This is a genomic window from Maritimibacter sp. DP1N21-5 (assembly GCF_019218295.1).
GTDB lineage: Bacteria > Pseudomonadota > Alphaproteobacteria > Rhodobacterales > Rhodobacteraceae > Maritimibacter.
The window spans coordinates 1,097,748-1,123,612 of record NZ_JAHUZF010000006.1 but is presented as its reverse complement, the minus strand read 5'-3'; the positions used below and the strand labels follow the sequence as shown (position 1 = coordinate 1,123,612).

24 protein-coding genes and 1 tRNA gene are annotated in these 25,865 nt (G+C 63.8%); 12 read left to right on the top strand and 13 right to left on the bottom strand.

All coding sequences use genetic code 11. The annotated features are described in order from the left end of the window. Nucleotides 1-36 precede the first annotated feature (36 nt). Nucleotides 37-1,233: an ABC transporter substrate-binding protein gene (locus KJP29_RS13185; protein ID WP_218463996.1), complete on the bottom strand. Its 1,197-nt coding sequence runs from the start codon at nucleotides 1,231-1,233 to the stop codon at nucleotides 37-39. Between the two features lie 199 nt (nucleotides 1,234-1,432). Between KJP29_RS13185 and KJP29_RS13180 the strand changes: the two genes are divergently transcribed. Further along, nucleotides 1,433-2,563: a PQQ-dependent sugar dehydrogenase gene (locus KJP29_RS13180; RefSeq protein WP_218463995.1), complete on the top strand. Its 1,131-nt coding sequence runs from the start codon at nucleotides 1,433-1,435 to the stop codon at nucleotides 2,561-2,563. 6 nt (nucleotides 2,564-2,569) lie between these two features. Here the strand turns inward: KJP29_RS13180 and KJP29_RS13175 are convergent, their stop codons facing one another. After that, nucleotides 2,570-3,622: a GlxA family transcriptional regulator gene (locus tag KJP29_RS13175; RefSeq protein WP_218463994.1), complete on the bottom strand. Its 1,053-nt coding sequence runs from the start codon at nucleotides 3,620-3,622 to the stop codon at nucleotides 2,570-2,572. A 201-nt stretch (nucleotides 3,623-3,823) separates the two neighbouring features. Here KJP29_RS13175 and KJP29_RS13170 point away from each other — a divergent pair, with 201 nt between their 5' ends. Next, nucleotides 3,824-5,194: a class II 3-deoxy-7-phosphoheptulonate synthase gene (locus tag KJP29_RS13170; protein WP_218463993.1), complete on the top strand. Its 1,371-nt coding sequence runs from the start codon at nucleotides 3,824-3,826 to the stop codon at nucleotides 5,192-5,194. A gap of 81 nt (nucleotides 5,195-5,275) precedes the next feature. On the opposite strand, the gene KJP29_RS13165 is transcribed toward KJP29_RS13170, so the two are convergent. Further along, nucleotides 5,276-5,941 (bottom strand): PAS domain-containing protein, encoded by a 666-nt coding sequence (locus tag KJP29_RS13165; RefSeq protein WP_218463992.1) that lies wholly within the window; start codon nucleotides 5,939-5,941, stop codon nucleotides 5,276-5,278. 156 nt (nucleotides 5,942-6,097) lie between these two features. Between KJP29_RS13165 and KJP29_RS13160 the strand changes: the two genes are divergently transcribed. From KJP29_RS13160 to KJP29_RS13150, 3 genes are read left to right on the top strand one after another with little or no spacing between them, the layout of a single operon-like run. Next, nucleotides 6,098-6,988, top strand: coding sequence for a YicC/YloC family endoribonuclease (locus KJP29_RS13160; protein ID WP_218463991.1), 891 nt, complete (start codon nucleotides 6,098-6,100; stop codon nucleotides 6,986-6,988). Nucleotides 6,989-6,998: 10 nt separating this feature from the next. Continuing rightward, nucleotides 6,999-7,640, top strand: a complete 642-nt coding sequence (gmk, locus tag KJP29_RS13155; RefSeq protein ID WP_218463990.1) for a guanylate kinase — start codon at nucleotides 6,999-7,001, stop codon at nucleotides 7,638-7,640. Beyond that, complete coding sequence (locus KJP29_RS13150; protein ID WP_218463989.1) at nucleotides 7,637-8,158, top strand: gamma carbonic anhydrase family protein; 522 nt, start codon at nucleotides 7,637-7,639, stop codon at nucleotides 8,156-8,158. Before gmk ends, KJP29_RS13150 begins: the two co-directional genes overlap by 4 nt. 50 nt (nucleotides 8,159-8,208) lie before the next feature. Here the strand turns inward: KJP29_RS13150 and gpt are convergent, their stop codons facing one another. Both gpt and fabI read right to left on the bottom strand, forming a co-directional pair. Continuing rightward, nucleotides 8,209-8,712 carry a xanthine phosphoribosyltransferase gene (gene gpt, locus KJP29_RS13145; protein ID WP_218463988.1) on the bottom strand — a complete coding sequence of 168 codons (504 nt, stop codon included), beginning with the start codon at nucleotides 8,710-8,712 and terminating at the stop codon, nucleotides 8,209-8,211. Beyond that, nucleotides 8,709-9,533, bottom strand: coding sequence for an enoyl-ACP reductase FabI (fabI, locus tag KJP29_RS13140; RefSeq protein WP_218463987.1), 825 nt, complete (start codon nucleotides 9,531-9,533; stop codon nucleotides 8,709-8,711). The genes gpt and fabI overlap by 4 nt, the downstream gene beginning before the upstream one ends. Nucleotides 9,534-9,661: 128 nt before the next feature. On the opposite strand from fabI, the gene pdxH reads away from it, so the two are divergent. From pdxH to KJP29_RS13110, 6 genes are all read left to right on the top strand, one after another. Beyond that, entirely contained in the window at nucleotides 9,662-10,267 is a 606-nt protein-coding gene (pdxH, locus tag KJP29_RS13135) for a pyridoxamine 5'-phosphate oxidase (RefSeq protein WP_218463986.1), read from the top strand. A 110-nt stretch (nucleotides 10,268-10,377) separates the two neighbouring features. After that, nucleotides 10,378-10,920, top strand: coding sequence for a cold-shock protein (locus KJP29_RS13130; RefSeq protein WP_218463985.1), 543 nt, complete (start codon nucleotides 10,378-10,380; stop codon nucleotides 10,918-10,920). A gap of 4 nt (nucleotides 10,921-10,924) precedes the next feature. Next, nucleotides 10,925-11,443, top strand: coding sequence for a DUF192 domain-containing protein (locus KJP29_RS13125; RefSeq protein WP_370630872.1), 519 nt, complete (start codon nucleotides 10,925-10,927; stop codon nucleotides 11,441-11,443). A gap of 41 nt (nucleotides 11,444-11,484) precedes the next feature. After that, nucleotides 11,485-11,561, top strand: a tRNA-Pro gene (locus KJP29_RS13120). Nucleotides 11,562-12,232: 671 nt separating this feature from the next. Next, nucleotides 12,233-15,949 (top strand): vitamin B12-dependent ribonucleotide reductase, encoded by a 3,717-nt coding sequence (locus KJP29_RS13115; RefSeq protein WP_218463983.1) that lies wholly within the window; start codon nucleotides 12,233-12,235, stop codon nucleotides 15,947-15,949. Between the two features lie 12 nt (nucleotides 15,950-15,961). Continuing rightward, entirely contained in the window at nucleotides 15,962-16,258 is a 297-nt protein-coding gene (locus tag KJP29_RS13110) for a hypothetical protein (RefSeq protein WP_218463982.1), read from the top strand. Between the two features lie 205 nt (nucleotides 16,259-16,463). Here the strand turns inward: KJP29_RS13110 and KJP29_RS13105 are convergent, their stop codons facing one another. The 3 genes from KJP29_RS13105 to KJP29_RS13095 are packed head-to-tail and all read right to left on the bottom strand — an operon-like array spanning nucleotide 16,464 to nucleotide 19,219. After that, on the bottom strand, nucleotides 16,464-16,892 hold the full coding sequence (locus tag KJP29_RS13105; protein ID WP_218463981.1) for a hypothetical protein: 429 nt from the start codon (nucleotides 16,890-16,892) through the stop codon (nucleotides 16,464-16,466). Continuing rightward, nucleotides 16,889-17,452: an acetolactate synthase small subunit gene (ilvN, locus tag KJP29_RS13100; RefSeq protein WP_218463980.1), complete on the bottom strand. Its 564-nt coding sequence runs from the start codon at nucleotides 17,450-17,452 to the stop codon at nucleotides 16,889-16,891. The genes KJP29_RS13105 and ilvN overlap by 4 nt, the downstream gene beginning before the upstream one ends. 12 nt (nucleotides 17,453-17,464) lie before the next feature. Further along, nucleotides 17,465-19,219 carry an acetolactate synthase 3 large subunit gene (locus KJP29_RS13095; RefSeq protein WP_218463979.1) on the bottom strand — a complete coding sequence of 585 codons (1,755 nt, stop codon included), beginning with the start codon at nucleotides 19,217-19,219 and terminating at the stop codon, nucleotides 17,465-17,467. Nucleotides 19,220-19,708: 489 nt separating this feature from the next. On the opposite strand from KJP29_RS13095, the gene KJP29_RS13090 reads away from it, so the two are divergent. Beyond that, nucleotides 19,709-21,550 carry a PhoX family phosphatase gene (locus KJP29_RS13090; RefSeq protein ID WP_218464954.1) on the top strand — a complete coding sequence of 614 codons (1,842 nt, stop codon included), beginning with the start codon at nucleotides 19,709-19,711 and terminating at the stop codon, nucleotides 21,548-21,550. 58 nt (nucleotides 21,551-21,608) lie between these two features. Here KJP29_RS13090 and KJP29_RS13085 read toward each other — a convergent pair whose 3' ends face one another. The 5 genes from KJP29_RS13085 to KJP29_RS13065 form a co-directional block, all read right to left on the bottom strand. Further along, nucleotides 21,609-22,991 carry a uracil-xanthine permease family protein gene (locus KJP29_RS13085; RefSeq protein ID WP_218463978.1) on the bottom strand — a complete coding sequence of 461 codons (1,383 nt, stop codon included), beginning with the start codon at nucleotides 22,989-22,991 and terminating at the stop codon, nucleotides 21,609-21,611. Nucleotides 22,992-23,166: 175 nt separating this feature from the next. Then, a complete protein-coding gene (locus KJP29_RS13080) occupies nucleotides 23,167-24,000 on the bottom strand; it encodes an arginyltransferase (protein WP_218463977.1) in 834 nt (277 codons plus the stop codon). Between the two features lie 214 nt (nucleotides 24,001-24,214). After that, complete coding sequence (locus KJP29_RS13075; RefSeq protein WP_218463976.1) at nucleotides 24,215-24,679, bottom strand: RDD family protein; 465 nt, start codon at nucleotides 24,677-24,679, stop codon at nucleotides 24,215-24,217. Nucleotides 24,680-24,764: 85 nt separating this feature from the next. Beyond that, nucleotides 24,765-25,250 (bottom strand): DUF2852 domain-containing protein, encoded by a 486-nt coding sequence (locus KJP29_RS13070; RefSeq protein WP_218463975.1) that lies wholly within the window; start codon nucleotides 25,248-25,250, stop codon nucleotides 24,765-24,767. A 114-nt stretch (nucleotides 25,251-25,364) separates the two neighbouring features. Then, nucleotides 25,365-25,835, bottom strand: coding sequence for a YbaK/EbsC family protein (locus tag KJP29_RS13065; protein ID WP_218463974.1), 471 nt, complete (start codon nucleotides 25,833-25,835; stop codon nucleotides 25,365-25,367). Nucleotides 25,836-25,865 lie beyond the last annotated feature (30 nt).

Genomic DNA, 25,865 nt, shown 5'->3' with positions numbered 1-25,865 from the left:
GGACCCCCGGGCTGCGATGTCGTCACTCAGGCACGATCAGCGGTAGCCGACGGTCGAGTAGGCGCCGTCCATCACTTCGTATTCCTGGTAGGTGCCAGCGGCTTCGCCCGGTCCCACGAGTTCCACGTTGGACGCGCCGACATAGTCGATGTCGGTGCCGGCGGCGATCAGTTCGAGCGCCTTGCCAAGCTCGCCCGGCATGATCGGCTCGCCCGGGGCATTGGCCACGTCCATCACGTTGGCGGCGATGGCGGCACCGGTCGCCTCGCCACCCTTCGCCATGGCGAGGATGAGAAGCGCGGCGGCGTCATAGCTTTCGCGGGTATAGGAGGACGAGGCATCGAAGCCAGCCGCTTCGGCGAGGGCCGCGAATTTCTCGGCTGCTTCGCCTTCGGTGCCCGGCAGCGTGCCGTAGGACCCGTCGAGACCCGAGCCAAGGTCGGCCAGAAGCGCGTCGGAATACATGCCGTCGCCCATGACGAAGGTGTCGAAGGCGCCGGTGTCGAGCGAGGCCTGGATCATGCCCTTGCCGCCCTGGTCGGCATAGCCCAGCACGACGAGCGCATCGCCGCCAGCCGAGGCGAGCGACCCCACTTCCGCCGAATAGTCGGCCTTGCCGTCTTCATGCGGCACCGTTGCCGTCACCGAGCCACCGGTCGCTTCGAAAGCGGCAGTGAAGGCATCGGCAAAGCCCTTGCCGTAGTCGTTGTTGGTGTAGGTCACCGCGACCGAGGTCACGCCCTTGTCCGCAAGCACCTGCGCCATGACTTCACCCTGACGGGCGTCAGACGGGGCGGTGCGGAAGAAGAGGCCGTTGTCTTCGGCTTCCGACAGCGCGGGCGAGGTGGCCGAGGGCGAAATCATGGGCACGCCGTTGGCCACGGCGACGTTCGACAGGATCGCGCCGGTCACGCCCGAGCAGTCCGCGCCCATGATGCCGACGACGCCATCGGTGGTCACCAGACGTTCGGCGGCCGCGGTTGCGGCGGCAGCGTCGACACAGGTCGAGTCCGCGCGCACGGCTTCGATCATCATGCCGTCCATGAAGTTGCCCGAGTCGTTGACCTCGGAGATCGCCATTTCGGCAGAGGTCGCCATGTTCGGCGTGATGGATTCGATGGGGCCTGTGAAACCGAGGATAATCCCGATCTTGGCAGCCGATCCGTGGCTCTCGGCAAAAGCGGCACCTGAGGCAAGCGCGCCGACAGCCGTCGCGAGAAGCAGTTTTTTCATGATTTTTCTCCCAGTTGGATCAATGTCCTGCCCGATACACTAACGTTGAAATCGGGAATGAAAAGGGGGCCTCTGTTGCCGCTAACCGTGCGTCATGTGCGTCTGACGTTTCTTGCGAGCCGATGACGTGACGTTGACCTTCGGTCACGTTCGCGTTTGTGCCCTTGGTGGTCGCATTCGGGCCACCCATTGTCGTCCCATGAAACGATCTGTCCTCGCCCCCCGCTTCGTTCGCGGCTGCGCTCTGCTTTCCGCAGTTGTGATCGCACCCGTTTTTGCAACCGCAGCCGTTGTCGAGACCGACGACGGCCCCGTCGAGATCACAGAAATGGTCGGCGGACTGACCGAACCCTGGGGAATCGCCTTTCTCCCCGATGGCAGCCAGTTGATCACCGAGCGCGACGGCCGCCTCCTGCATGCAACGGTTGACGGCCCGACGGTCGAGGTGACCGGCGTGCCGGAAGTCTGGGCCGAAGGGCAGGGTGGACTGCTCGACGTGATGGTGCCGGCCGACTTCGCCGAAACGCGCGAAGTGTTTCTGACCTATTCAAAACCGCAGGACGGTGGCGAGGCCGGCACCGCGCTCGCCTCCGCGCGGCTTTCCGACAACGGCACCGCGCTCGAAGGACTGGCCGACCTTTTCGTGATGACGCCGGGCGGCAGCCGGGGCCAGCACTTCGGCTCGCGCGTTGTCGAAGGGCCCGACGCGCACCTTTTCGTCACCATCGGCGAACGTGGAAACCGCGATCTTGCTCAGGATCTGACGGTGCACAACGGGACCACCATTCGCCTGAACCGCGATGGCAGCGTGCCCGAGGACAATCCATTTGTGGGGCAGGAGGGCGCACAGCCCGAAATCTGGTCCTACGGTCACCGCAACGCGCAGGGTGCCGACATCGACGCCGAAGGCCGCTTCTGGGTCGTCGAACATGGCGCGCAGGGCGGAGACGAGGTGAACCTTGTCGAGCCCGGCGTGAATTTCGGCTGGCCGGTGATCTCCTACGGCCAGAACTACAACGGGACCCCGATCGGCGAGGGCCAGACGAAAGAGGGCATGGCCCAGCCCGCGCATTACTGGGACCCCTCGATCGCGCCCTCCGGTATGGCGTTTCACTCGGGCACGGCGTTTCCCGACTGGGAAGGGCACGCGCTCGTCGGGTCGCTCAAGTTCAACTATATCGCCGTTCTCGATCCGTCGGATTGGTCCGAAGTTCAGATCGAAAGCGATGAGACCCTGCGCGTGCGCGATGTCGCTGAAGCGCCCGACGGGTCGGTCTGGTTCCTTTCGGTCGGAAATGGCGCGGCCTACCGGATGACGCCGACTGAATGACCAGCCTCAGAAGTCGTCGAGATCGTCGTCCATCGGCAGGTGGGCGGCGGTCCCGTCGTCAGGGTCGCCCTCGGCGGCCTCGTGGCTCCCGCGTTCGCGGTAGGGTGTCGTGCCATATTGCGCCCGGTAGCATTTCGAGAAATGCGAGGGGCTGGTGAAGCCACAGGCCAGCGCCACGTTGATCACGTTCATCTCGGTCTGCATCAGAAGATTGCGCGCCCGCGCAAGCCGCAGCTCCATGTAGTATCGCTTGGGCGAACGGTTCAGATACCGCCGGAACAGCCGCTCCAACTGCCGTGTGGACAACCCGACCTCCTCGGCTAGGAGCGAGGGCGACACTGGTTCCTCGATGGTCGTTTCCATCCGCTGGATCACCGTCGCGAGCTTGGGGTGCCGCACGCCGATCCTTGTCGGGACCGAGAGCCGCTGGTTGTCGCGGTCAGTGCGGATCGAGGTATAGATCTGCTGGTCGGCGACCGAATTCGCCACGTCCTGGCCGTGATCGCGCGCGATGATCGCCAGCATCAGGTCGATGGACGAGGTGCCCCCCGCCGTGGTCATCGTCTTGCCGTCGATCACGAAGATCGACTTGGCGAGGTCGACATCCGGGAAATCCTCGAGAAAGGCGTCGTGGTTTTCCCAGTGGATCGTCGCGCGTTTGCCGTCCAGGAGCCCGGCCTTGGCCAGCGCATGGGTCGCGGTGCAGAGCGCGCCCACGCGCACCCCTCGCCGGGTTTCGCGCCGGAGCCAGGACACGAGCTTCTGGGTCGTGGCGGTGCCCACGTCTATGCCCCCGCAGAGGATCACGGTGTCGTCATGGCGTAGTTCATCCAGATCGCCGTCGAGGTTCACCACGGTGCCCGCCGAACACCGCGTCGCCACGCCGCCTTCGCCCACCACGCGCCAGTCGTAGGCGCGATATCCCAACTGCCGGTTGGCGAGCCGCAACGCATCGACCGCGCCCGCGAAACTCAGGAGCGTGAAGTTCTTCATCAGGACGAAGACAAAGCGGCGGACAGCGTCCGGTCCGGGGTTTGGGGCGGGCTTGAGAGGTGGCATCGGCTGTCCCTGTGCTGCGGCCAAGACAGGACCACTTTTCCCGTCCCTGCGCAAGAGCGGGCCAAGCGGCTCCAATCGTCCAAGTTTGTTTTGCCATAGGGGGCGCACAAGGCTATACCGCCCATGTTTCGGAGGGATTGTTGCCGCTAACAGACGCATGACGCGCGGCCCCTTCCGACATTCGAAGTGATGGAGACGACAATGACGGACTGGACCAAATCTGCATGGCGCAAGAAGCCCCGGGTGCAGATGCCCGACTATACCGACGCGGCCGCGCTCGCTCAGGTCGAGGCGCAGCTTGCCAAGTATCCGCCGCTCGTCTTTGCCGGTGAGGCCCGCAAGCTCAAGAAATCCCTCGGGGCCGCGTCGCGTGGCGAGGCGTTCCTCCTGCAGGGCGGTGACTGCGCCGAAAGCTTTGCCGAGTTCTCGGCCGACAACATCCGCGACACCTTCAAGGTGATGTTGCAGATGGCGATGGTGCTCACCTACGGGGCAAAGGTTCCGGTGGTGAAGGTCGGGCGCATGGCCGGGCAATTCGCCAAGCCGCGCTCCGCACCGACGGAAACGGTTGATGGCGTCGAACTCCCCAGCTACCGGGGCGACATCATCAACGAGCTCGACTTCACGGCGGATGCCCGCATCCCGAACCCGCAGAAGATGCTCATGGCCTATACGCAGTCGGCGGCCTCGCTCAACCTGCTGCGCGCCTTTTCGACCGGCGGTTTCGCGGACATTCACCATGTCCATTCCTGGACATTGGGGTTCACCGAAAGTGACGAGGCCGAGAAGTATCGGGATATGGCCAGCCGTATCCAGGATGCGCTCGACTTCATGGCCGCGGCGGGCCTGACGTCAGAGGCGAACCACGAATTGTCCACCGTCGATTTCTATACGTCGCACGAGGCGCTCCTGCTCGAGTACGAAGAGGCGCTGACCCGCGTCGATTCGACGACCGGCAAGACCGTCGCCGGCTCGGGCCACATGATCTGGATCGGCGACCGCACGCGTCAGCCCGACGGTGCGCATGTGGAATACTGCCGCGGGGTTCTGAACCCGATCGGTCTCAAGTGCGGGCCGACCACGACGCCTGAAGACCTCAAGGTCCTGATGGGCAAGCTGAACCCGACGAACGAAGAGGGGCGGCTCACGCTCATCGCGCGTTTCGGGGCGGGCAAGGTGGCTGATCACCTGCCGCGTCTGGTCGAGACGGTAAAATCCGAGGGCGCCAAGGTCCTGTGGTCCTGCGACCCGATGCACGGCAACACCATCAAGTCGGCCACCGGTTACAAGACCCGGCCGTTCAACCAGGTGCTCTCCGAAGTGCAGGAGTTCTTCGCCGTCCATAACGACATGGGCACGGTCCCCGGCGGCGTGCATTTCGAGATGACCGGTCAGGACGTTACCGAATGCACCGGCGGCGTGCGCGCCGTGACGGACGAGGATCTGTCCGACCGCTACCACACCGCCTGCGACCCCCGGCTCAACGCCTCTCAGGCACTGGAACTCGCGTTCTTGGTGGCCGAGGAACTGGCGAACCGCAAATCGCCCAAGGTGGACGCGGCGACGGCCTGAGACAGCGTCGGACCTGCCAGATTCGAAAGACCCCGGCGGCGACGCCGGGGTCTTTTGTTTCGGACATGGCGTGCGATGAAGTCAAAGCCCGTCCGCGTCATGAACCAGTCGCAGGACATGCGGCTTGCGTTCCGACGTCGCGCTTGGCTGAATCTGCGACACGGGGCGCGGGTCTCCCGGACGGTCGTCGCGCTCTTCGCACCCCGAAACAGGCGTCACCGTCTGCGACAGGACCCTGAAGCGTCGCGGCCCGCGCCCGATGGTCCCCTTGGCCTGCAAGGCCCCAAGGATACGGGTCGGGCGCCCCTGTTCGTCCTTTATCGGCAACAAGATCATCTGCGCGTCGAGCCGCGGTCGGGTGAAGCCGCTGTCGCTCTCCAGCCGCAGGGCCGCCGCCGCCGGGCTTTCGAGCACCGATTCCAGCACATGCTGCAACCCGCGGCGCGCTTCCGGCAGGAACATCGCCGTGATCGGCATGCCGCGCACCTCCATGCCCATGAGGTCGTTCAGATGCATGCCAGCCAGCCGGATCCGGGCAATGCCCGGCGCGACCTTTTCGAGCACGAAGGCAAACTCGAGCACATCCGCGATGCCGCGCGGGTCGATTTCGGCCCGGGCGGGCATCATGCGTCCGTCGCGCAGGCCCTCCCAATAGCTTTCGATCCGCCTGATCGAGGGGAATTGTGCCTCGGTGCGACGCTCGGCAAGCGGGATGACGTTCGATGCGTCGGTGATCTCGATCTTCATCCCTCTGGTCCTCCGTCGTCGCCGATTGCGCCGCACCCTTCGCGTTGCTCCGGGATGGGTCGGGTGTTAACGAGTTGTCGGCGTTCCTTACCGATGCCTTAATCTGCCACATTTCGGCCTGAATTGGGGCAATATCTAAAAGAGGGGTTAACGCGTATGACGAAGAGCATGACCGGTTTCGCGGCCGCCAAGGGCGCGCTGGCTCCATGGACATGGACCTGGGACATGCGGTCGGTCAATGCCCGGGGGCTCGATATCCGGATGCGCGTGCCGGACTGGATCGAGGGGCTGGAACCCGCGATCCGCAAAGCGGTGTCCGAACGGATTGCACGTGGCAACGTCAGCGTGTCCCTGAAGATCACCCGCGACATGGAGGAGGGCGGCGCCCGGCTCAACGATGCCGCGCTCGATCAGGCACTTTCCCTCTTGGCCGAGGTCGAGGCCGCGGCAAAACTGCGCGGCGTGACGCTGACGCCCGCCACTGCGGTGCAGGTGACCGGCATGCGCGGCGTTCTGGATGCGGCCCCGGTGCAGGACGACACGACGGATCTTCTCGCCCGGCTCTCGTCCGAGCTTCCCGGGCTTGTGGCGGATTTCGACCGTATGCGCGCCCATGAGGGCGCCGAGCTGGCGAGAATCATCGAGGGGCAGCTCGCCGCGCTCGAAACTCTCGTCGCCGAAGCCGTGACCGAAGCGGACGCACGGCGGGACCAGCAGGCCGAGACCCTGCGCACGGCGCTTGCCCGCGTGATGGAGAACACCGAGGTTGCGGACCCCGACAGGGTCGCACAGGAACTCGCGCTCATCGCGGTGAAATCCGACGTGCGCGAGGAACTCGACCGCCTGACCGCCCATGTGGCGCAGGCGCGCAGCCTCCTCGCCGCACCGGAGCCCTCGGGCCGCAAGCTCGACTTCCTGATGCAGGAATTCAACCGCGAGGCCAACACCCTTTGCTCCAAGGCCGGGTTCCAGGCATTGACCCGGATCGGTCTTGACCTCAAGGCGACCATCGACCAGATGCGCGAGCAGGTGCAGAACATTGAGTGAGGCGACGACCATGACCCGACGCGGCCTTCTGATCATTCTTTCGTCGCCTTCGGGCGCGGGGAAGTCCACGCTGGCGAAGAAGCTCATGGGCTGGGACCCGTCGCTGACCTTCTCGGTCTCCGCCACCACGCGCAAGCCGCGCGAGGGGGAAATCGACGGAACCCATTACCATTTCATGGACGAAGCCGCGTTCCGCGACATGGTGAAGAACGGCAAGATGCTCGAGCACGCCCATGTGTTCGGCAACTTCTACGGCTCGCCCGAAGGCCCCGTCCGCGCGGCGATCGAGGCCGGGCATGACGTGCTTTTCGACATCGACTGGCAGGGCGCGGTTCAGGTCAAACACTCGGCGCTGCGCGACCACGTGCTGTCGATCTTCATCCTGCCGCCGTCGATAAAGGAATTGCGCCGCCGGCTCGTCGAACGCGGCCAGGACGCGCCCGAGGTGATCCGGGACCGCATGAAGAAAAGCTGGGACGAAATTTCCCACTGGGACGGCTACGATTACGTCCTCGTCAACGACGATCTCGAAACCACCTTCGAGAAGCTCAAGACCATCGTCAGCGGCGAACGTCTGCGGCTCGTTCAGCAGCCCAATCTTTCACCTTTCATCCGCCAGCTTCAGGAAGAATTCGAGGAGGCCGAAGCATGATCTATGCACTCGACGGGATCGAACCCGTGATCGCCGAAGACACCTGGGTCGCGCCCGACGCCAATGTCATCGGCGACGTGACGATGGAGCCGGGATCGTCGGTCTGGTTCGGCTGCACCATCCGGGGCGACAACGAGCCGATCCTGATCGGGGCCGGGACCAACGTGCAGGAGAACTGCGTCTTTCACACCGATCCCGGCTCGCCGCTCACGCTCGGCGAAAACGTGACCATCGGGCACAAGGTGATGCTGCACGGCTGCACCGTGGGCGACGGCTCGCTCATCGGCATGGGGGCCACGGTCCTCAACGGGGCGGTGATCGGCAAAGGCTGTCTCATCGGCGCCGGCGCGCTTGTGACCGAGGGCAAGGTGATCCCCGACGGGTCGCTCGTGATGGGCGCCCCCGGCAAGGTCGTGCGCGAACTGGACGATGCCGCCAAGGCCGGTCTCATCCAGTCGGCCGAGCATTATCAGGCCAACATGCGGCGCTTCCGGGCAGGGCTCGTCCAGATCCGCTGAGATGACAACGGCCCCGCGCAGGGGCCGTTCTTCACCGTAAGTGGGCGACCTCAGTCCTTGCCCCGGTAGGGCTCCACATACTGAAGCGCCATGTCCCACGGGAAGAAGATCCAGGTGTCCTGGCTCACCTCGGTGATGTAACTCTCCACCATCGGTTTGCCCATTGGCTTGGCATAGACGGTCGCGAAATGCGCCTTGGGCATGAGGTTGCGCACCACTTCGAGCGTCTTGCCTGTGTCCACGAGGTCGTCGATGACGAGCACGCCGTCCCCTTCGCCGATCACCTCCATGTCGGGCGACTTGATGACGATGGGAGCGCTTTGTGTCTGATGGTTGTAGCTCTTCACGCTGATCGTATCGACGGTCCGGATGTCGAGCTCTCGCGCGATGATCATGGCCGGGGCGAGACCGCCGCGCGTGATCGCCACAACGGCGCGCCAGCCATCAGGCGGCGTGATGTCCGAAAGACGCCAGGCAAGCGCCCGGCTGTCACGATGGATCTGGTCCCAGCTGACGTGGAAGCCTTTCTCGTGGGGCAGGCGGTTGTCGTTCATTCCGCTTTTCTCCCGGTGGTGGTGTCGATGTCCGGCGCGTCCACCGCTTTCATCCCGACCACGTGATAGCCCGCGTCCACGTGATGCGTTTCGCCGGTCACGCCCGAGCCAAGATCGGACAGGAGGTAGAGCGCCGACTTGCCCACGTCGTCGATGGTCACGTTGCGGCGCAGCGGCGAGTTCATCTCGTTCCACTTCAAGATATAGCGGAAGTCGCCGATGCCGGAGGCGGCCAGCGTCTTGATCGGTCCGGCCGAAATCGCGTTCACGCGGATGCCGTCCTTACCAAGGTCCTCGGCCATGTAGCGCACGCTCGCCTCGAGCGCGGCTTTCGCGACGCCCATGACGTTGTAATGCGGCATGACCTGTTCGGCGCCGTAATAGGTCAGCGTCAGAAGCGCGCCGCCCTCGGGCATCATCGCGGCGGCGCGGCGGGCGACGGCCGTGAAGGAGAACACCGAGATATCCATCGTCGTGCGGAAGTTGTCGCGGCTGGTGTCGATGTAGCGACCGCGCAGCTCGCTCTTGTCCGAGAATCCGATGGCGTGAACTAGGAAGTCGATCTTGCCCCAGGCCTTCGACAACTCGTCGAAGAGCGCGTCGATCGAAGCGCCGTCCGATACGTCGCAATCCACGACGAAGGTCGATCCAAGCTGCTGGGCGAGCGGCAGGACCCGCTTCTTCATCGCCTCGCCCTGATAGGAAAAGGCAAGTTCGGCGCCCGCGTCGTGCAACGCCTTGGCGATCCCCCATGCGATCGACTTGTCGTTCGCAAGGCCCATGATCAGCCCGCGCTTGCCGCTCATCAATCCGCCTGACATGGCCTGTTCCCCGTCCCTTTGTTCTGGTTTAACCGGGTTTATGAGATTGCAGTGGCGGCTTCAAGCCTGCGTGACAGGCGCGGTGCCGAAGGGATGGGCAGTGGTCCAAGGATGAATGAGGGCAGGGTATGAGTGACCGAAGCGGGATTTTCGCGGGCGAGGACCCCTTCGCCATCGCGCGCGCCTGGCTGGCCGAGGCCGAGGCCAGCGAACCGAACGACCCAAATGCCATCGCCCTGGCCACGGTCGATTCGACCGGCTTGCCCAATGTCCGAATGGTGCTTCTGAAAGAGATTCGGGCCGAGGATTTCGTGTTTTTCACCAACTACGGCTCCCGCAAGGGGCAGGAAATCGCGGGCAACGGGCAGGCGGCCTTCGTCATGCACTGGAAATCTCTGCGTCGGCAGATCCGGGTTCGCGGGGCGGTGACGAAGCTCGACGGTCCCGAGGCGGATTCCTATTTTGCATCGCGTTCACTCAAATCGCGCCTGGGTGCCTGGGCCAGCGATCAGAGCGCCCCGCTCGAAAGCCGCGCGGCCCTTATGGCCAAGGTCGCCCGCGTCACGGCACAGCATGGCACCGCGCCGCACAGGCCGCCGTTCTGGGGGGGCTTCGCCATCGCCCCGACCGAGATCGAATTCTGGGCCGACGGCGCCTTCAGGTTGCACGACCGCTTCCGCTGGACCCGCGCGGCGGGTGAAACTTCTTGGAAAATCACGCGCTTGCATCCCTGAGTTGTCCATTATCCTTTTTACAAATCACCGCGTCGCGCCTAAACCAGAGCTTGTTCCACTGCGTACAATGAGACACATAGGGATGGGATGCGAACATTGCAGGTGTTCGGATGAATGATGACGAGACACGGATGGAAAGGGAGGTCCTCCGCGGGTTTGTTAAGTGGTTTGATCCCGCAAAGGGCTTTGGCTTTGTGGTATCCGAGACAGGGGGGCCGGACGTTCTCCTGCATGCGAATGTGCTTCGCAATTTCGGTCAGGGGTCCGTCGCGGACCGCGCCGGGATCGAAGTCGTGGTTCAAAGAACGCCACGCGGCATGCAGGCAATCGAGGTCCTCTCCATCTCCGCGCCGACCCCGCTCGAAGAGAACCTTTCCACCTTTCACGAAGACCTCGACCTCTCGCGGGCCGATCCGCTCGAGCCTGCGCGCGTGAAATGGTTCGACAAGGGCAAGGGCTTCGGCTTCGCCAACGTCTTCGGCAAGCCCGACGATGTCTTCATTCATATCGAGGTGCTGCGTCGCTCCGGCCTTGCCGACCTGGAACCGGGCGAGGCCATCGGTCTTCGGGCCGCGATGGGAGAACGTGGACGTATGGCACTTCTCGTCACGCCGTGGGATGCGGCGCTCGACGAAGGAACGGGCGAAGGATAGGCGCGTGCAGATCGCAAAGAGGAACCGCTCGGCAGGGCCGATTGCCAGCTTCATCGGGGCTGCCGTGCTGACGCTCGGCGGGGCGAGCGTGGCGCTCGCCCAATGCGCTCCGTCCCAGGTGGACATTCGCGGCGACTTCGGCAGTGCTCGCTTCTCGGTGGAAATCGCCGACGACGATGCCGAGCGGGCACAGGGGCTCATGTTCCGCGAAAGCCTGCCCTCGGGTCAGGGGATGCTCTTCGTCTATCCTGCACCGGGTCCAGCGTCGTTCTGGATGAAGAACACGCTCATTCCTTTGGACATGATCTTCGTCGGACCAGACGGCGTGATCGACAGCGTGCACGCCAATGCCGTGCCAGGCGACCTTAGCCCGATCCGGGGCGGGGACGAGATCCTTGCCGTGCTCGAGATCAAGGGCGGTCTCGCCGGTGCCATTGGGATCAAGGCCGGCGACGAAATGCGCCACCCGGCCTTCGGCGACACGGCCCAATGGTCCTGCGCCGATCAAGGGGACGCCCAATAGGTCTTTCCCTTTTCCCGGCGTCTCGTTATTGAGGCGCTCGTCGGGGCGTAGCGCAGCCTGGTAGCGCGACTGTTTTGGGTACAGTAGGTCGTGAGTTCGAATCTCGCCGCCCCGACCATCTCCTTATTTCGTCATCGTCGCACCGCCTGCGCGTAACCCTACGGCGCGGTGCGGTTGCAGGCTCCGGTCTTGTCCCTCCGCTTCGCGCGTCGAATCCTCCCCCAAAATGGCGGTCCGGGTTTCCACCATATCTGGTGTCCGAAACGGTACATCCCCAATACATGTGGTGACATCGCCGCCGGATTACTGTGCGATTCGCGACCAAATCGAACATCCGCCCCCGACTGTGACCCGAGGGACATATCCTTTCGAAGCTTCGATGCTTCGCCCCTGATCTCACCCAAACGGGCAGGACAGGCCGCGAAGCGCCTGAAAAAACAGTCGTCTTGGCAACCTGCCCACAGCCTGTGGATAAGTCGCGAATCTGCGGCTTTGCTGGTCAACGAAAAAATTGGGTTAACGGGGACCTAATTGGCGTTGACCCATAGGGGCGGACACGGCACTTTGTTGGAGCAGGTCGGACAAGCCACAACATATAGTGGCGCTGGCAGGCGGGGATAGACTTTCACAATCGGGTCTCGTGTTCACGAGCATTTGGCGCCTCCGCGAAGTCGGGGGCGACCGGTTGACTGTTCCCTGGGCCTCCGCACCGACCGCACATATTCACGGGCCGTCTGCGTGAGCAGGGGCGTCCCACAAACCACAGATGCGATCACGCAGGGGCACATAATGAAGATCGAACGCAAATTCACCGAGGCAGGAAAAGACGCATACGAGGCCATCGCATTCACGACGGCGACCTCCGAGATCCGCAATCCCGACGGCAAGATCGTCTTCCACCTCGACGACATCGAAGTGCCGGACAGCTGGAGCCAGGTCGCCTCGGACGTGATCGCGCAGAAATACTTCCGTAAGGCCGGTGTGCCCGCCGTGTCCAAGCGCGTGCCCGAAGAAGGCGTTCCGGAGTTCCTGTGGCGCTCGGTGCCCGACACCAAGGCGCTCGAGCAATTGCCCGAAGAAGCCCGCTTCGGTGGCGAAACCTCGTCCAAACAGGTCTTTGACCGCCTTGCCGGCGCCTGGGCCTACTGGGGCTGGAAGGGTGGCTATTTCTCCAACGAAACCGATGCCCGCGCCTATTTCGACGAAATGCGCTACATGCTCGCCACGCAACGCGCCGCGCCGAACTCGCCGCAGTGGTTCAACACGGGCCTGCATTGGGCCTATGGGATCGACGGCCCGAGCCAGGGTCACTACTACGTGGATTTCGAGACCAAGGAACTGACCAAGTCGTCCTCGGCCTACGAACACCCGCAGCCCCACGCCTGTTTCATCCAGTCGATCGGTGACGACCTCGTCGGTGACGGTGGCATCATGGACCTCTGGGTGCGCGAGGCGCGTCTGTTCAAATACGGCTCCGGCACCGGCACCAACTTCTCGCACCTGCGCGCGGCGAACGAGCCGCTGTCGGGCGGGGGCAAGTCCTCGGGCCTCATGGGCTTTCTGAAAATCGGCGACCGCGCGGCGGGCGCAATCAAGTCGGGCGGAACGACCCGTCGAGCAGCCAAGATGGTCATCGTCGATGCCGATCACCCGGACATCGAGGAATACATCAACTGGAAAGTGAAAGAAGAGCAGAAGGTCGCGTCGCTCGTCGCCGGGTCCAAGATGCACGAGCGGCACCTGAACGACATCTTCAAGGCGATCCACGCCTGGGACGGCTCCATCGAAGCCGCCACCGACCCCAAACAGAACGAGGGTCTGAAGGATGCCGTTCGCGCCGCCAAAAAGGTCGCGATCCCGGAGACCTACATCAAGCGGGTTCTCGACTATGCCCGCCAAGGCTTTGCGTCCATTGAGTTTCCGACCTATGACACCGACTGGGATTCGGAAGCGTACGCCACCGTATCGGGCCAGAACTCCAACAACTCGGTGCGCGTGACCGACGCCTTCCTCAAGGCGGTCAAGGATGACGCCGACTGGGAGCTGATCCGCCGCACTGACGGCAAGGTCGCCAAGACCATCAAGGCGCGCGAGCTTTGGGAACAGATCGGCCACGCCGCCTGGGCCTGCGCCGATCCGGGGATCCAATATCACGACACGATCAACGCCTGGCACACCTGCCCGGAAGACGGCGAGATCCGCGGTTCGAACCCCTGCTCGGAATACATGTTCCTGGACGACACCGCCTGTAACCTGGCCTCGATGAACCTGCTCACCTTCCTCAAGGATGGCGAGTTCCAGGCCGACGACTACATGCACGCCACGCGGCTCTGGACCGTGACGCTGGAAGTCTCGGTGACGATGGCGCAGTTCCCCTCCAAGGAAATCGCGCAGCTGTCTTATGATTTCCGGACCCTCGGGCTCGGCTATGCCAACATCGGCGGTCTCCTGATGAACATGGGTCTTGGCTACGACTCGAAAGAAGGCCGGGCGCTCGCCGGTGCCCTGACCGCGATCATGACCGGCGTGGCCTATGCGACCTCGGCCGAGATGGCTGGCGAGCTTGGGGCTTTCGACGGCTATGCCCGCAACCGCGAGCACATGCTCCGGGTCATCCGCAACCACCGCACTGCGTCCTACGGCGCGACGGAAGGATACGAGAAGCTGGCGGTGAAGCCGGTCGCGCTCGACCTTGCCAATGTGCCCGACGCGAAGCTCGCCGATCTTGCCATGTCCGCCTGGGACGAGGCGCTCGCCTTGGGTGAAAAGCACGGCTACCGCAACGCGCAGGTCTCGGTCATCGCGCCCACCGGCACCATCGGTCTGGTCATGGATTGCGACACCACCGGCATCGAGCCCGACTTCGCGCTGGTGAAATTCAAAAAGCTCGCGGGCGGCGGCTACTTCAAGATCATCAACCGCTCGGTGCCGGCCGCGCTCGAGAAACTGGGCTATTCCTCGGCCCAGATCGAAGAGATCATCGCCTATGCCGTGGGTCACCAGAGCCTTGGCAACGCGCCGGGGATCAACACCCAGACCCTGATGAACAAGGGCTTCGGCGAGGCGGAAATCGCGAAACTCGAAAAGGGTCTCGCCTCGGCCTTCGACATCCGCTTCCTGTTCAACCAGTGGACGCTGGGCGAAGAGTTCTGCAAGTCGGACCTCGGCCTGACCAATGCGCAACTGAACGATCCGGCCTTCGACATGCTGAAGCACCTTGGCTTCTCCAAGGGCGACATCGAGCGGGCGAACGACCACGCACTCGGCACGATGACGCTGGAAGGCGCGCCGCATCTGAAGGAAGCGCATTACGCGGTGTTCGACTGCGCCAACCCCTGCGGCAAGACGGGCAAGCGCTACCTGTCGGTCAACGCCCACATCGACATGATGGCGGCGGCACAGAGCTTCATCTCCGGTGCGATCTCCAAGACCATCAACATGGCCAACGACGCGACGATCGAGGATTGCCAGGCGGCCTATGAACGGTCCTGGGAACTTGGCGTGAAGGCCAATGCGCTCTACCGCGACGGTTCGAAACTGTCGCAGCCACTCGCCGCCGCGCTGGTCGAGGACGACGAGGAAGCCGAAGAAATCCTCGCCACCGGGACGCCGCAGCAAAAAGCCGAAGTGCTGGCCGAGAAGATCATCGAAAAGGTGGTCATCAAGGAAGTGGCCCGCGCGGGCCGGGAGAAAATGCCGGACCGCCGCAAGGGCTACACCCAGAAGGCCGTGGTCGGTGGCCACAAGGTCTACCTGCGCACCGGCGAATACTCGGACGGCTCGCTCGGTGAGATCTTCATCGACATGCACAAGGAAGGTGCCGGTTTCCGGGCGATGATGAACAACTTTGCCATCGCTGTCTCGGTTGGTCTCCAATACGGCGTGCCGCTGGAGGAGTTCGTCGACGCCTTCACCTTCACCAAGTTCGAGCCCGCGGGCATGGTCCAGGGCAACGACACGATCAAGAACGCGACCTCGATCCTCGACTACATTTTCCGCGAACTGGCGGTCAGCTACCTCGACCGCACGGACCTCGCTCATGTCAAACCGCAAGGTTCGACCTTCGACGATCTGGGCCGCGGTCAGGAAGAGGGCGTCGCCAATGTGCAGGAGATGTCCGAGACCGCCGCAAACCGTTCGCTCGAGGTGCTCAAGCAGATTTCCTCGACCGGCTATCTGCGTAAGCGCCTGCCGCAGGAACTTGTCGTCCTGCAAGGGGGCGCGTCGCTCGCCACCGGGACCGGCGGCATGGGCAGCGTCGACAGCGTGACCGCGCTCACCACGCTCGTGCCGGAAACGGCGGGGGGGCTCGCCGGTGGGGTGATGCTGGCCGACCGGCCGCAGACCTCGCTCGGCACCGGTGTCACCTCGATGGACGCGAGGACCAAGGCCAGGATGCAGGGCTACGAAGGCGAAGCCTGCGGCGACTGCGGCAACTACACACTCGTGCGCAACGGAACCTGCATGAAGTGCAACACCTGCGGCGCCACGAGCGGCTGCAGCTGAGGAGCGGGGCCGATGGAACTGCGTGATTTCTCTGGGTGCTTCATCGTCGAGGGTCGCGAGACCGAGACGATGGACCTCCGGGTCCTCCTCACGGTGGGCGGGGGCGAAACCCACGGCTCCGGCGCCTTCCGGGTGCCCGCCGCGATGATCGGGATGGAGGCGGCAGGACCGCTCACCTTCCGGACATCGGAGGGAGAAGAGATGACCCTGATCGTGCGCGAGTTCGATCTGGTGAACGGCGTGGCCTATTTCCTCACGGACGGGGCGGTGCCGGACACGGACGCGGGATCGCAGCGCGCCGCGGGGTAACGCAAGAGGCGACGGCAACGTCGCTTAGGGTCGCCCGAGGGCTTCGGTGCGAGGGCGGCCCGACGAAACAACCGGACACGGGGCGGATGCGTTCGCCCCTGACGCGGATAAGGCCGCAGGCAGAAAACACCGGGCGGTACAAATATGAGCCTTATCAGCGAAACTGGGGTGCCTGGGGGCACCCCATTTTCTTTTTCGGATCGGGTTAGGACAGGACGATGGCGGCGCCCATGACGCCAAGGGCCGAGGCGACGAAGCCCGCCACCTGCACACGGCGCGGCACCGTTCCCCCCAGCGGGATGAAATTGGCCAGCGCGGCGATTCCCGCGACGACGGCGGCATTGGCAAGCGGCGCGGCGGGCGCGCGGAGCGCCACGACGGCGCCGCCTACGAGCGCCGCCCCGAAGGTCAGGGCGACAAGCTGGATCTGGGTCGTGCGGTCCAGAAGCGCCGCATCCAGGCGCTCGTCCATCTTCTCGTCGATCTGGTCACCTCGGAGCCGGTCCCGGTCCTCGATCCCGCGCAGGGCATCCATCGACAGGCCCATCCCGAAGACGAGCCCGCCGATCGTTGAGACGCCAAAAAGCGCGAAAAGGGCCCAGGCAATGGCCGCCCAGTCGAGCCCTGCGATCATTCCGCTCCGCGCGACAGCGCAGCGACGCCGGTGCGCACCATTTCCACAAGGCCGAGCGGGCGCATGAGATCGGCGAAGGCGTCGATCTTGTCCGGCGCGCCGGTCAGTTCGAAAACGAAGCTCTCGAGCGTCGAGTCGACCGCGTTGGCGCGGAAGATATCGGCCAGACGCAGCGCCTCGACCCGTTTCTCGCCGGTGCCGGACACCTTGAAGAGCGCCAGTTCGCGCTCGACCGAGGGGCCTTCGACGGTCAGGTCGTGCACTTCGCGCACGGTCACGATGCGCCCGAGCTGCGCCTTGATCTGTTCGATGATCTCGGGCGTCCCGCGCGTCACGATGGTGATGCGCGAGGTATGTCCCAGATGATCGACCTCGGCCACGGTCAGGCTGTCGATGTTATAGCCCCGGCCCGAGAAGAGCCCGATGACACGGGCCAGCACGCCCGCCTCGTTGTCCACGAGCACGGCGAGGGTGTGTTTTTCCTCCACGTCCTTGTGCGGGTCGCGCAGGTCATAGGCGGATTTGCGGGACGAGCCTTTTTTGATCTTGAGAGCGTTCATCGCCTGTCCTCCTTACACCAGCGCCGCGCCGGCTTCGCCGATGGCGTCCTCGGTCGAGGCGTCGCCAAGAAGCATCTTGTTGTGAGCCTCGCCCGACGGGATCATCGGGAAGCAGTTCTCGTGCTTCTCGACCATCACGTCGAGGATGAAGGGCCCCTCGTATTCGATCATCTCGCGGATCGCGTCGTCGAGGTCGGCGGGGTCCTTGACCAGCCGGCCCTTGCAGCCGAAAGCCTCGGCCAGTTTCACGAAATCGGGCAGCGCTTCGGACCAGGACTGGGAGTAGCGCTCGCCATGGAGAAGCTGCTGCCACTGGCGCACCATGCCGAGGCGTTCGTTGTTCAGGATGAACTGCTTGATCGGCAGGCGGAACTGCACGGCGGTCGACATCTCCTGCATGTTCATCATCCAACTCGCTTCGCCGGCCACGTTCACGACGAGCGCGTCCGGATGCGCCTTCTGCACGCCGACCGAGGCGGGCAGGCCGTAGCCCATCGTGCCGAGTCCGCCCGAGGTCATCCAGCGGCCCGGTTCGTCAAAGCCCAGGAACTGCGCCGCCCACATCTGGTGCTGGCCGACTTCCGTGGTGATGTAGCGGTCCATGCCACGGGTGATCGCCTCGAGCCGCTCCACCGCGTATTGCGGTTTGATGACGGTGTCCGAATTGCGGTAGGTCAGGCACTTCACGTCCTTCCAGGCGTCGATCTGCTTCCACCAATTGGTAAGCGCGGCCTTGTTTGCCTTGCGTCCGCGCGATTTCCAGATGGTCAGCAGGTCCTCGAGGACATGACCCACGTCGCCCACGATGGGCAGGTCCACGTGAATGATCTTGTTGATCGACGAAGGGTCGATGTCGATATGGACCTTGCGGCTGTCCGGGCTGAAGGCATCGACACGGCCGGTGATCCGGTCGTCGAACCGTGCGCCGACGCAGATCATCAGGTCGCAGTCGTGCATCGCCATGTTGGCTTCGTAAAGCCCGTGCATGCCGAGCATCCCGAGCCAATGCTTGCCCGACGCCGGGTAGGCGCCGAGCCCCATGAGCGTCGAGGTGATCGGAATGCCGGTGCCGTCGACAAGCTCGCGCAGGAGCGTCGAAGCCGAGGTGCCCGAGTTGATCACGCCGCCGCCGGTGTAGAAGACCGGGCGCTCCGCCGTCTCCATCCACTCGACGAGTTGTTCGATCGCCGCGCGGTCGCCCTTGACCTTGGGCTGGTAGCGCGAGGTCTTGGCCTTGCCGGGGGGCACATAGGTGCCGGTGGCGAACTGCACATCCTTCGGAATGTCGATGAGCGTCGGACCGGGCCGGCCCGAAGTGGCGACGTGGAATGCCTGATGGATCGTGTCGGCCAGCGCGTCGGTATCCTTCACCAACCAGTTGTGCTTGGTGCAGGGGCGGGTGATGCCGACGGTGTCGGCCTCCTGAAACCCGTCCGTGCCGATGAGGAAGGTCGGCACCTGTCCGGTGAGGACCACGATCGGGATCGAATCGAGCAGCGCGTCGGTCAGACCCGTCACCGCATTCGTCGCACCGGGGCCCGAGGTCACGAGCACCACGCCCGGCTTGCCGGTCGACCGTGCATAGCCTTCGGCGGCGTGCACCGCGCCCTGTTCGTGACGCACAAGGATGTGCTGGATGTCGTTCTGCTGGAAAATCTCGTCATAGATCGGAAGGACTGCACCGCCCGGATAGCCGAATACCGTATCCACGCCCTGATCCTTCAGAGCCTGAACAACCATTTTCGCGCCGGTCATTTGCCGTGTCATGTCACTCTCCGTCTGGGCGCCCTTGGCCCGCTTTGGTCGGCGAAGTCCCTGTCCTCGAAGTCTTCGTCGTAGTCACAAAAAAGCCCCCGGTGGTTTTCCGGGGGCGCATGGGGAACCGTCAGGGGTCCGTTACCGTCCCATGCGCCGATGTCCTACAATGACTACGAGGTTCTTCACGACCGTCTCCAGTTTGGTGCGGGGAGTATTAGGAGGGCGGGCAGGGGGCGTCAACGGCAAAACCGACGATACTGTGAAGAAAATGTCGTGGGAGGGGTGGTTTTTGTAATTTTCGGTATCGGCGTCCGGGCTAACCCTTGTTTCCTTGGTGTTTCCACCGTGCCGGACGGAATTCATCCCGACGTTACAAAACTGCAGCCTGCCTGTCACACGCCCCGGCCAGTCTTCGCGCAACTTCGGGGCGGCCGCCCACGGGGGATTCTTTACAGCCAGCAGTTATGGAGCAAGCCTGTGAACAAACGTCACACCGACATGTCCTGGGATGAATTCGACGAGATGCGCGACCCGCGTCCGGCCGAGAACGATTTCGACCGAGTGGTCGAGCGCGCGATTTCCCGTCGCGGGTTCCTCGGCGGTGCGCTGGCCTTCGGGTCGGCCTCGGCGCTATTCGGCACCTCGATGCTGACCCCGAATGCCGCCCGCGCCGAAGCGCATGGCGCCTTCAGCTTCCAGCCGATCCCGACCTTTACCGATGCCACGATCCATGTGCCCGAAGGTTTCGAATGGAAGCCGCTGGTGCGCTGGGGCGACGCCCTCTGGTCGGAAGCCGAAGGTGCGTTCGATGCCGAAACCGGCGTTTCGCTCGAGATGTCGGACAAGGTCTTCGGTGAGAACACCGACGGTATGGAACTGTTCGAGGTCGACGGAAAAGAGATCATCACGGTGAACTCGGAGTATGTGAACCCGAAAATCAACCTGCCCGCCGCATCCGAAGGCGTTCCGGCCAATGCCGACGAAGTCATGCTTCTGAAGAACCTTCAGGGCGTCACCGTCATGGAAGTCGCCATGGGTGCGAACGGCTACGAGGTCGTCGTGGACAGCCCTTTCAACCGCCGCATCACCCATGAGACCCAGATGACCATGGACGGCCCCGCTGCCGGTCACGATCTGGTCAAGACAAATGCCGACCCCGAAGGCAAGTCGCCAAAGGGCACCATGAACAACTGCGGTTCTGGCCGGACGCTCTGGGGCACCTACCTGACCTGCGAAGAGAACTTCAACGGCTACTTCGGCGCGACCGAAGCCCGCGAGCCGACCGAAGGCGAAGCCCGCTACGGCATTGGGGGTGAGTCGAACTATTCCTATGAGAAATTCGACGTCCGCTACGACATCTCGAAAGAGCCGAACGAGCCGCACCGCCACGGCTGGATCACCGAAATCGACCCGGCCAACCCGGACTCGACCCCGGTGAAACACACCGCCCTCGGTCGCTTCAAGCACGAGAACGCCGCCATGACCCAGGCGGCCGACGGCCGCGTCGTGGTCTACATGGGCGACGACGAGCGAGGCGAGTTCATCTATCGCTACGTCTCGAACGGCACCTGGAGCGAAGGCGGCTCGACCGAGGGTCTGCTGTCCGATGGCCAGCTTTATGTCGCCGTGTTCAATGACGACATGACCGGGGAATGGCGTGCGCTCACGCCCGAAGCCACCGGCATGACCCTTGAAGAAACTCTGGTCTTTTCCCGGATGGCCGGTTCCGCCGTCGGCGCGACCACCATGGACCGTCCCGAGTGGATCGCGGTAAACCCGATGAAGGCGGAGGCTTACTGCGCGCTCACCAACAACTCCAAGCGTGGTGGCGAAGGTATGCCGGTGAACGCGGCGAACCCACGGGAAACCAACGACTACGGCCAGATCGTGCGTTGGGCGCCGGAAGGTGACGACCACGGCGCCGACGGCTTCACCTGGGACCTCTACGTGATGGCCGGTAACCCGACCGTTTACGACAACGTCTATGGTGGCTCCGAGAACGTGACCGACGGCAACATGTTCAACTCGCCCGACGGGATGGCCTTCGACGCCTCCGGGATGCTCTGGATCCAGACGGATGGTGACGACTCGAACGAAGGTGACTTCGCCGGTCAGGGCAACAACCAGATGCTCGTGGGCAACCCGGAAACCGGCGAAATCGCCCGCTTCCTGACCGCGCCCAATGGCGCGGAAGTGACGGGACTGTGCTGGTCGCTCGATGGCAAGACCGCCTTCGTCGGCATCCAGCACCCCGGCGGCTCCTGGCCCGACGGCAACGGCCTGCCGCGCTCGTCGGTCATCGCCGTTTGGCGCACCGACGGCAATGTCGTCGTCGGCTGACATTTAAAAAGTAAAATTGTGCAAACTTCGGGCGCCCGTTTCGGGCGCCCGTTTTTCGTTACTCCGCCGGATCGACGACCGGCGCGCTGGTGACGTCCACGCTTTCCTTGTCATCCGGGATCAGAAGGGTCAGGAGGATCGCCGCGAGACCGGACAGCGTGATCGGCGTCGCAAAGACGTTGCGCACGAAGTCAGGCAGGTTCTGCGTCGCCTCCGGCACCAGAGTGACACCCAGCCCGAGGCCGAAGCTCACCGCCATGATATAGACCTTCTTCCGGTCGATTGGCTCGCTTGCCAGAATGCGGATGCCCGCGACGGCGATGGTCCCGAAAAGAACCAGCGTCGCGCCCCCCAGAACGGGCTTCGGGATCAACAGGAAGACCTGACCGATCACCGGCAGGAACCCCATGATCACGAGAAGCCCGCCGATGTAGAGGCCCACGTGGCGCGATGCGACCCCGGTCATCTGGATCACGCCGTTGTTCTGCGAGAACGTGGTGTTGGGGAAGGTGTTGAAGATCGCCGCAAGCCCCGAGTTCACGCCGTCGCCTAGAACGCCGCGTTTGATGCGTTGCAGGTAGACCGGCCCGCGCACCGGCTGGTTCGAAATGACCGAATTGGCGGTCAGGTCGCCCGAGGTCTCGATCGCGGTCACGAGGAAGATGAAAGCGAGTGGCACGAAAAGTGCGAGGTCGAAGTCTATCCCGTATTTGAACGGAACGGGCAGGGCGACCATCGGTCCGGTCCCGAAGCTCGCGAAATTCACCTGTCCGAAAATGAGCGCGACGAGTGTCCCGATGATAAGCCCGATCATGATGGCCGAGATCCGCAGGATCGGGTGCCCGATGAAGGACAGCGCGAGGATCGAGACCAGCACCACGGTCCCCATGAGAAGGTTCACCGGCGCGCCAAGGCTCTCGCCCGCTTGCGTCCCGCCCGCGAAGTCCGTGAAACCCACCTTGACCAGAGACAGGCCGATCACCGTGATGACGATGCCCGTTACGGTGGGTGTGATGATCCGGCCCAGCTTGTGGATGACCTGGCTCAGGCCGATCTCGATCAAGCAACCGACCAGACAGAGCCCGAAGATCATCGCGAGGATATCCTCTGGCGTGCCGCCCGCGTTCTTGACCGCGAAACCCGCCGCGAGGATCGGCCCCAGAAAGGCAAAACTCGTGCCCTGCACCGACAGGAGCCCGGAGCCGACCGGGCCGATGCCCTTCGACTGGATCGCCGTGGCGATCCCCGAGACGAAGAGCGACATCGCGATAAGGTAGGGGACATGCTCGCCCAGCCCCAGCACGCCACCGATGACCAGCGTCGGCGTCACGATCCCGACGATGGAGGCGAGGATATGCTGAAGCGCGGCCAGCAGCGCCGGCCCCGGCGCGGGTTTGTCTTCGAGCCCGTAGATCAGCGTGGATGGTATCGGATCGGCCATCTCGGCCCCCTTTCGTCCCGGTTGTCCCTGGGATCAGCCTGCGCCCGGGGTCAGGTTGCGCCAAGGGAAAAGCGCGGCGGGGGACCAGGGGCGGATTGGCGGGGGCAGACGTTTTGGGTCGATGCGCCTTGTAAACAGGCAGACGCGCCCAATTCCTCGCGATATGCGAATCGGATCAGCGTTTGATCGGTTGCGACCCGGGAAGCATGATCTGGGCGACCTGTTCGGCGATGGGATCGTTCGAAAGCGGATGAGTCTCCGCATCGAATCGGGCGGGATCGGCAAGTTCCATCCACTGCCCGCCGGTATAGATCTCCAGCGCCGAGAACTTTGCCTTGTAGGCCATCTTCGGCGACCCGGGCACCCAATAGCCGAGGTAGACGTAAGGCAGCCCCGCCTCCTGCGCGAGCCGGATATGGTCAAGGATCACATAGGTTCCGAGGGAGGACGTCTGCAATGCGGGATCATAGAAACTATAGACCATCGACAGCCCGTCATCGAGCACATCGGTAAGGCAGACCGCCGCCAGTTCGCGGGTCCGGCGATCTTCAGAGCGATGCGAATACTCGATCACCCGCGACTTGATCGGGGTCTCCTCGATCATCGCCGCGAACTCGAAGACATCCATATCCGCCATGCCGCCGTCGGCGTGGCGTTCGTCCAGATAGCGCCGGAACAGATCGTATTGCTCCTCGGTGGCCCAAGGCGCGCGGGTGCGCCGGGCCAGGTGGTCATTGCGCTTTTCCGTGCGCCGCTGGCTTTTCGAGGGCTTGAAGTCGCGCACCCGGACGCGCGCCGACAGGCAGGCGCTGCATTCCGAGCAAGACGGCCGATATAGCACGTTCTGGGACCGCCGGAAGCCCTGTTTCGACAGGGTATCGTTCAGCGCTTCGGCATGTTCGCCCTGCAACGCGGTAAACAGCTTACGCTCCATCCGGCCCGCAAGATACGGGCAGGGCTGCGGGGCAGTCACATAGAACTGCGGGGCGAGCGGTAGCGTGTGGCGCATGACGCGGTGAGAGGTCTTTCGTGTCCGGTTGCGGGAAAACTAACAATCAATCCGAAAATCGCCAAGTCCCTCGTAAGGAAACGGTAAACATTCGCGACGTCGCCCGCGTGAATGTGAAGCTACCGCGAGCGATTGTCCGGGAAATGACCCCCCGTGGGCCATTACTGGGCGAAACCGGGGCGGGCCCCAGGAGGGCGCGCGCCCCGGTCGCGGATCAGAAGCGCGAGGGCCGGTTGATCGCCGCCGTGCCCATGACCATGTCGGTCAGACCCTGCTTGCGATCATTCGTCAGCATGAGCACCACGCTCGCGATCTGCGGCAGGACAAAGGCCATCGACATCGAGTAGCCCAGCGTGTGCAGGAGCGCGGCGCCGAAATCCATCCGGCTCCCGTCCGCGCGGCGGAGCTCGATCGAACACATCCGCATTCCCAGCGTGGCCGAGCCGTTCGCGATCGTCACGGTCCGGTAGGCGAACCCGAGGACGAGCCAGAGGAAGCCCGCGAAAAAGGCGCCGATGAAGGCGGTAAAGACAATGGCCAGCACGACGAGCATCGCCACGATCACCGTGTCGATGATCCAGGCGATCAGCCGCTTGGTCGGCACATCCGCGTAGAACTCGGCCTGGTAATCCGGGTCCGGCAAGCCAAAGGAGCGTGTGGGGTGGTCGTAGGTGCTCATGTTCCGTGTCATACCCTGTCAGATAGAGTGAGGGCCGGCCCCCGTGAAGAGGCCGCCCCGGTCATTCGCGTCATTCGCGTCGAGGTTACTTGTCCTCGGGCTCATCCAGTTCCACAGCGCCGGTATCGCGGTCCGTGTCGCGCCCCTTGCGGGCGGCACTGGCGCGTTCGTCCATGAACTGGTCGAACTCGGACTTGTCCTTCGCCTGACGCAGCCGGTCGAGGAAGGCCTCGAACTGCTCCTGCTCGTCCATCAGCCGTTGCAGCGTATCAGCCTTGTAAGCGTCGAAGGCCGAGTTGCCGGTCGGGCGGAAGCCGTGACGGCGACCCATGTGGGCGTGGCGGTTGTGCTCCCACTTGGCGTGGTGGCCGTGGGACCGGCAGGACTTGGAAAACATGCGTTTGCTCCAGATCATATAGGCGAGAAGGGCGAGGCCCAAGGGCCAGAAGAAGATGAAGCCCAGAACCATGACCGCGATCCAGGCACCTTTGCCCTTGTCGTCGAGCCATGCCTCGGACTTGGAAAGCCAGCCCTGCGGTGACGGCGGGGTGGTTTCATAGGCAGTGGTCATTGTCGGGTTTCCTCTTGGTTGGGTAGCTATGTGAATTGCCTTCACATTGCAAAGATTGGCACCAAGGGCGCATCCTGCAAGGGTCAATGTGAAAGATTTTCACATTACTTTGGATCAGCCTGTAAAATCAGCCACTTGCGCGCCGCATATCCGCTCTATGTCCTTCGGATCGGCCGCAAAGACGTGCCGGGGCGTGCCGGCGGCGGCCCAGACGACGTCGAACTCGAGCAGCCGTGGGTCCATGAAGGCGCGAATCTGGGACACATGCCCCACCGGCGCGACGCCCCCGATGGCGAACCCGGTCTGCTCGCGGATGACAGAGGCATCAGCCTTGCCCAGCGCCTCGCCCGCCACCGCGCTCGCCTTGTCCGCATCGACGCGGTTGCCGCCCGCGGTGAGGAACAGCACCACGCGCCCGTCGGCCTCGCCCCGAAAGATGATCGACTTCGCAATCTGGTCGAGATGGCATCCCGCCGCCCGCGCGGCATCCTCCGCCGTTCGGGTGCCCTCGGCCATCTCGAGGATCTCCACTTCGACACCGGCCTCGACCAGCGCCCGTTCAACGCGTTTCAATGACTTCGACATGTTCGTCTTGAAGCACGAGCGCAGGATATT

Bases quoted from the DNA above. Each gene is read 5' to 3' on its own strand.
- KJP29_RS13185 (WP_218463996.1), bottom strand. From the start codon at position 1,233: ATGAAAAAACTGCTTCTCGCGACGGCTGTCGGCGCGCTTGCCTCAGGT.
- KJP29_RS13175 (WP_218463994.1), bottom strand. From the start codon at position 3,622: ATGCCACCTCTCAAGCCCGCCCCAAACCCCGGACCGGACGCTGTCCGC.
- fabI (WP_218463987.1), bottom strand. From the start codon at position 9,533: ATGTCAGGCGGATTGATGAGCGGCAAGCGCGGGCTGATCATGGGCCTT.
- gpt (WP_218463988.1), bottom strand. From the start codon at position 8,712: ATGAACGACAACCGCCTGCCCCACGAGAAAGGCTTCCACGTCAGCTGG.
- KJP29_RS13150 (WP_218463989.1), top strand. From the start codon at position 7,637: ATGATCTATGCACTCGACGGGATCGAACCCGTGATCGCCGAAGACACC.
- KJP29_RS13065 (WP_218463974.1), bottom strand. From the start codon at position 25,835: ATGTCGAAGTCATTGAAACGCGTTGAACGGGCGCTGGTCGAGGCCGGT.
- KJP29_RS13180 (WP_218463995.1), top strand. From the start codon at position 1,433: ATGAAACGATCTGTCCTCGCCCCCCGCTTCGTTCGCGGCTGCGCTCTG.
- ilvN (WP_218463980.1), bottom strand. From the start codon at position 17,452: ATGAACGCTCTCAAGATCAAAAAAGGCTCGTCCCGCAAATCCGCCTAT.
- KJP29_RS13110 (WP_218463982.1), top strand. From the start codon at position 15,962: ATGGAACTGCGTGATTTCTCTGGGTGCTTCATCGTCGAGGGTCGCGAG.
- pdxH (WP_218463986.1), top strand. From the start codon at position 9,662: ATGAGTGACCGAAGCGGGATTTTCGCGGGCGAGGACCCCTTCGCCATC.
- KJP29_RS13085 (WP_218463978.1), bottom strand. From the start codon at position 22,991: ATGGCCGATCCGATACCATCCACGCTGATCTACGGGCTCGAAGACAAA.
- KJP29_RS13090 (WP_218464954.1), top strand. From the start codon at position 19,709: ATGTCCTGGGATGAATTCGACGAGATGCGCGACCCGCGTCCGGCCGAG.
- KJP29_RS13160 (WP_218463991.1), top strand. From the start codon at position 6,098: ATGACGAAGAGCATGACCGGTTTCGCGGCCGCCAAGGGCGCGCTGGCT.
- KJP29_RS13095 (WP_218463979.1), bottom strand. From the start codon at position 19,219: ATGACACGGCAAATGACCGGCGCGAAAATGGTTGTTCAGGCTCTGAAG.
- KJP29_RS13105 (WP_218463981.1), bottom strand. From the start codon at position 16,892: ATGATCGCAGGGCTCGACTGGGCGGCCATTGCCTGGGCCCTTTTCGCG.
- KJP29_RS13080 (WP_218463977.1), bottom strand. From the start codon at position 24,000: ATGCGCCACACGCTACCGCTCGCCCCGCAGTTCTATGTGACTGCCCCG.
- KJP29_RS13170 (WP_218463993.1), top strand. From the start codon at position 3,824: ATGACGGACTGGACCAAATCTGCATGGCGCAAGAAGCCCCGGGTGCAG.
- KJP29_RS13075 (WP_218463976.1), bottom strand. From the start codon at position 24,679: ATGAGCACCTACGACCACCCCACACGCTCCTTTGGCTTGCCGGACCCG.
- KJP29_RS13115 (WP_218463983.1), top strand. From the start codon at position 12,233: ATGAAGATCGAACGCAAATTCACCGAGGCAGGAAAAGACGCATACGAG.
- gmk (WP_218463990.1), top strand. From the start codon at position 6,999: ATGACCCGACGCGGCCTTCTGATCATTCTTTCGTCGCCTTCGGGCGCG.
- KJP29_RS13070 (WP_218463975.1), bottom strand. From the start codon at position 25,250: ATGACCACTGCCTATGAAACCACCCCGCCGTCACCGCAGGGCTGGCTT.
- KJP29_RS13130 (WP_218463985.1), top strand. From the start codon at position 10,378: ATGAATGATGACGAGACACGGATGGAAAGGGAGGTCCTCCGCGGGTTT.
- KJP29_RS13165 (WP_218463992.1), bottom strand. From the start codon at position 5,941: ATGAAGATCGAGATCACCGACGCATCGAACGTCATCCCGCTTGCCGAG.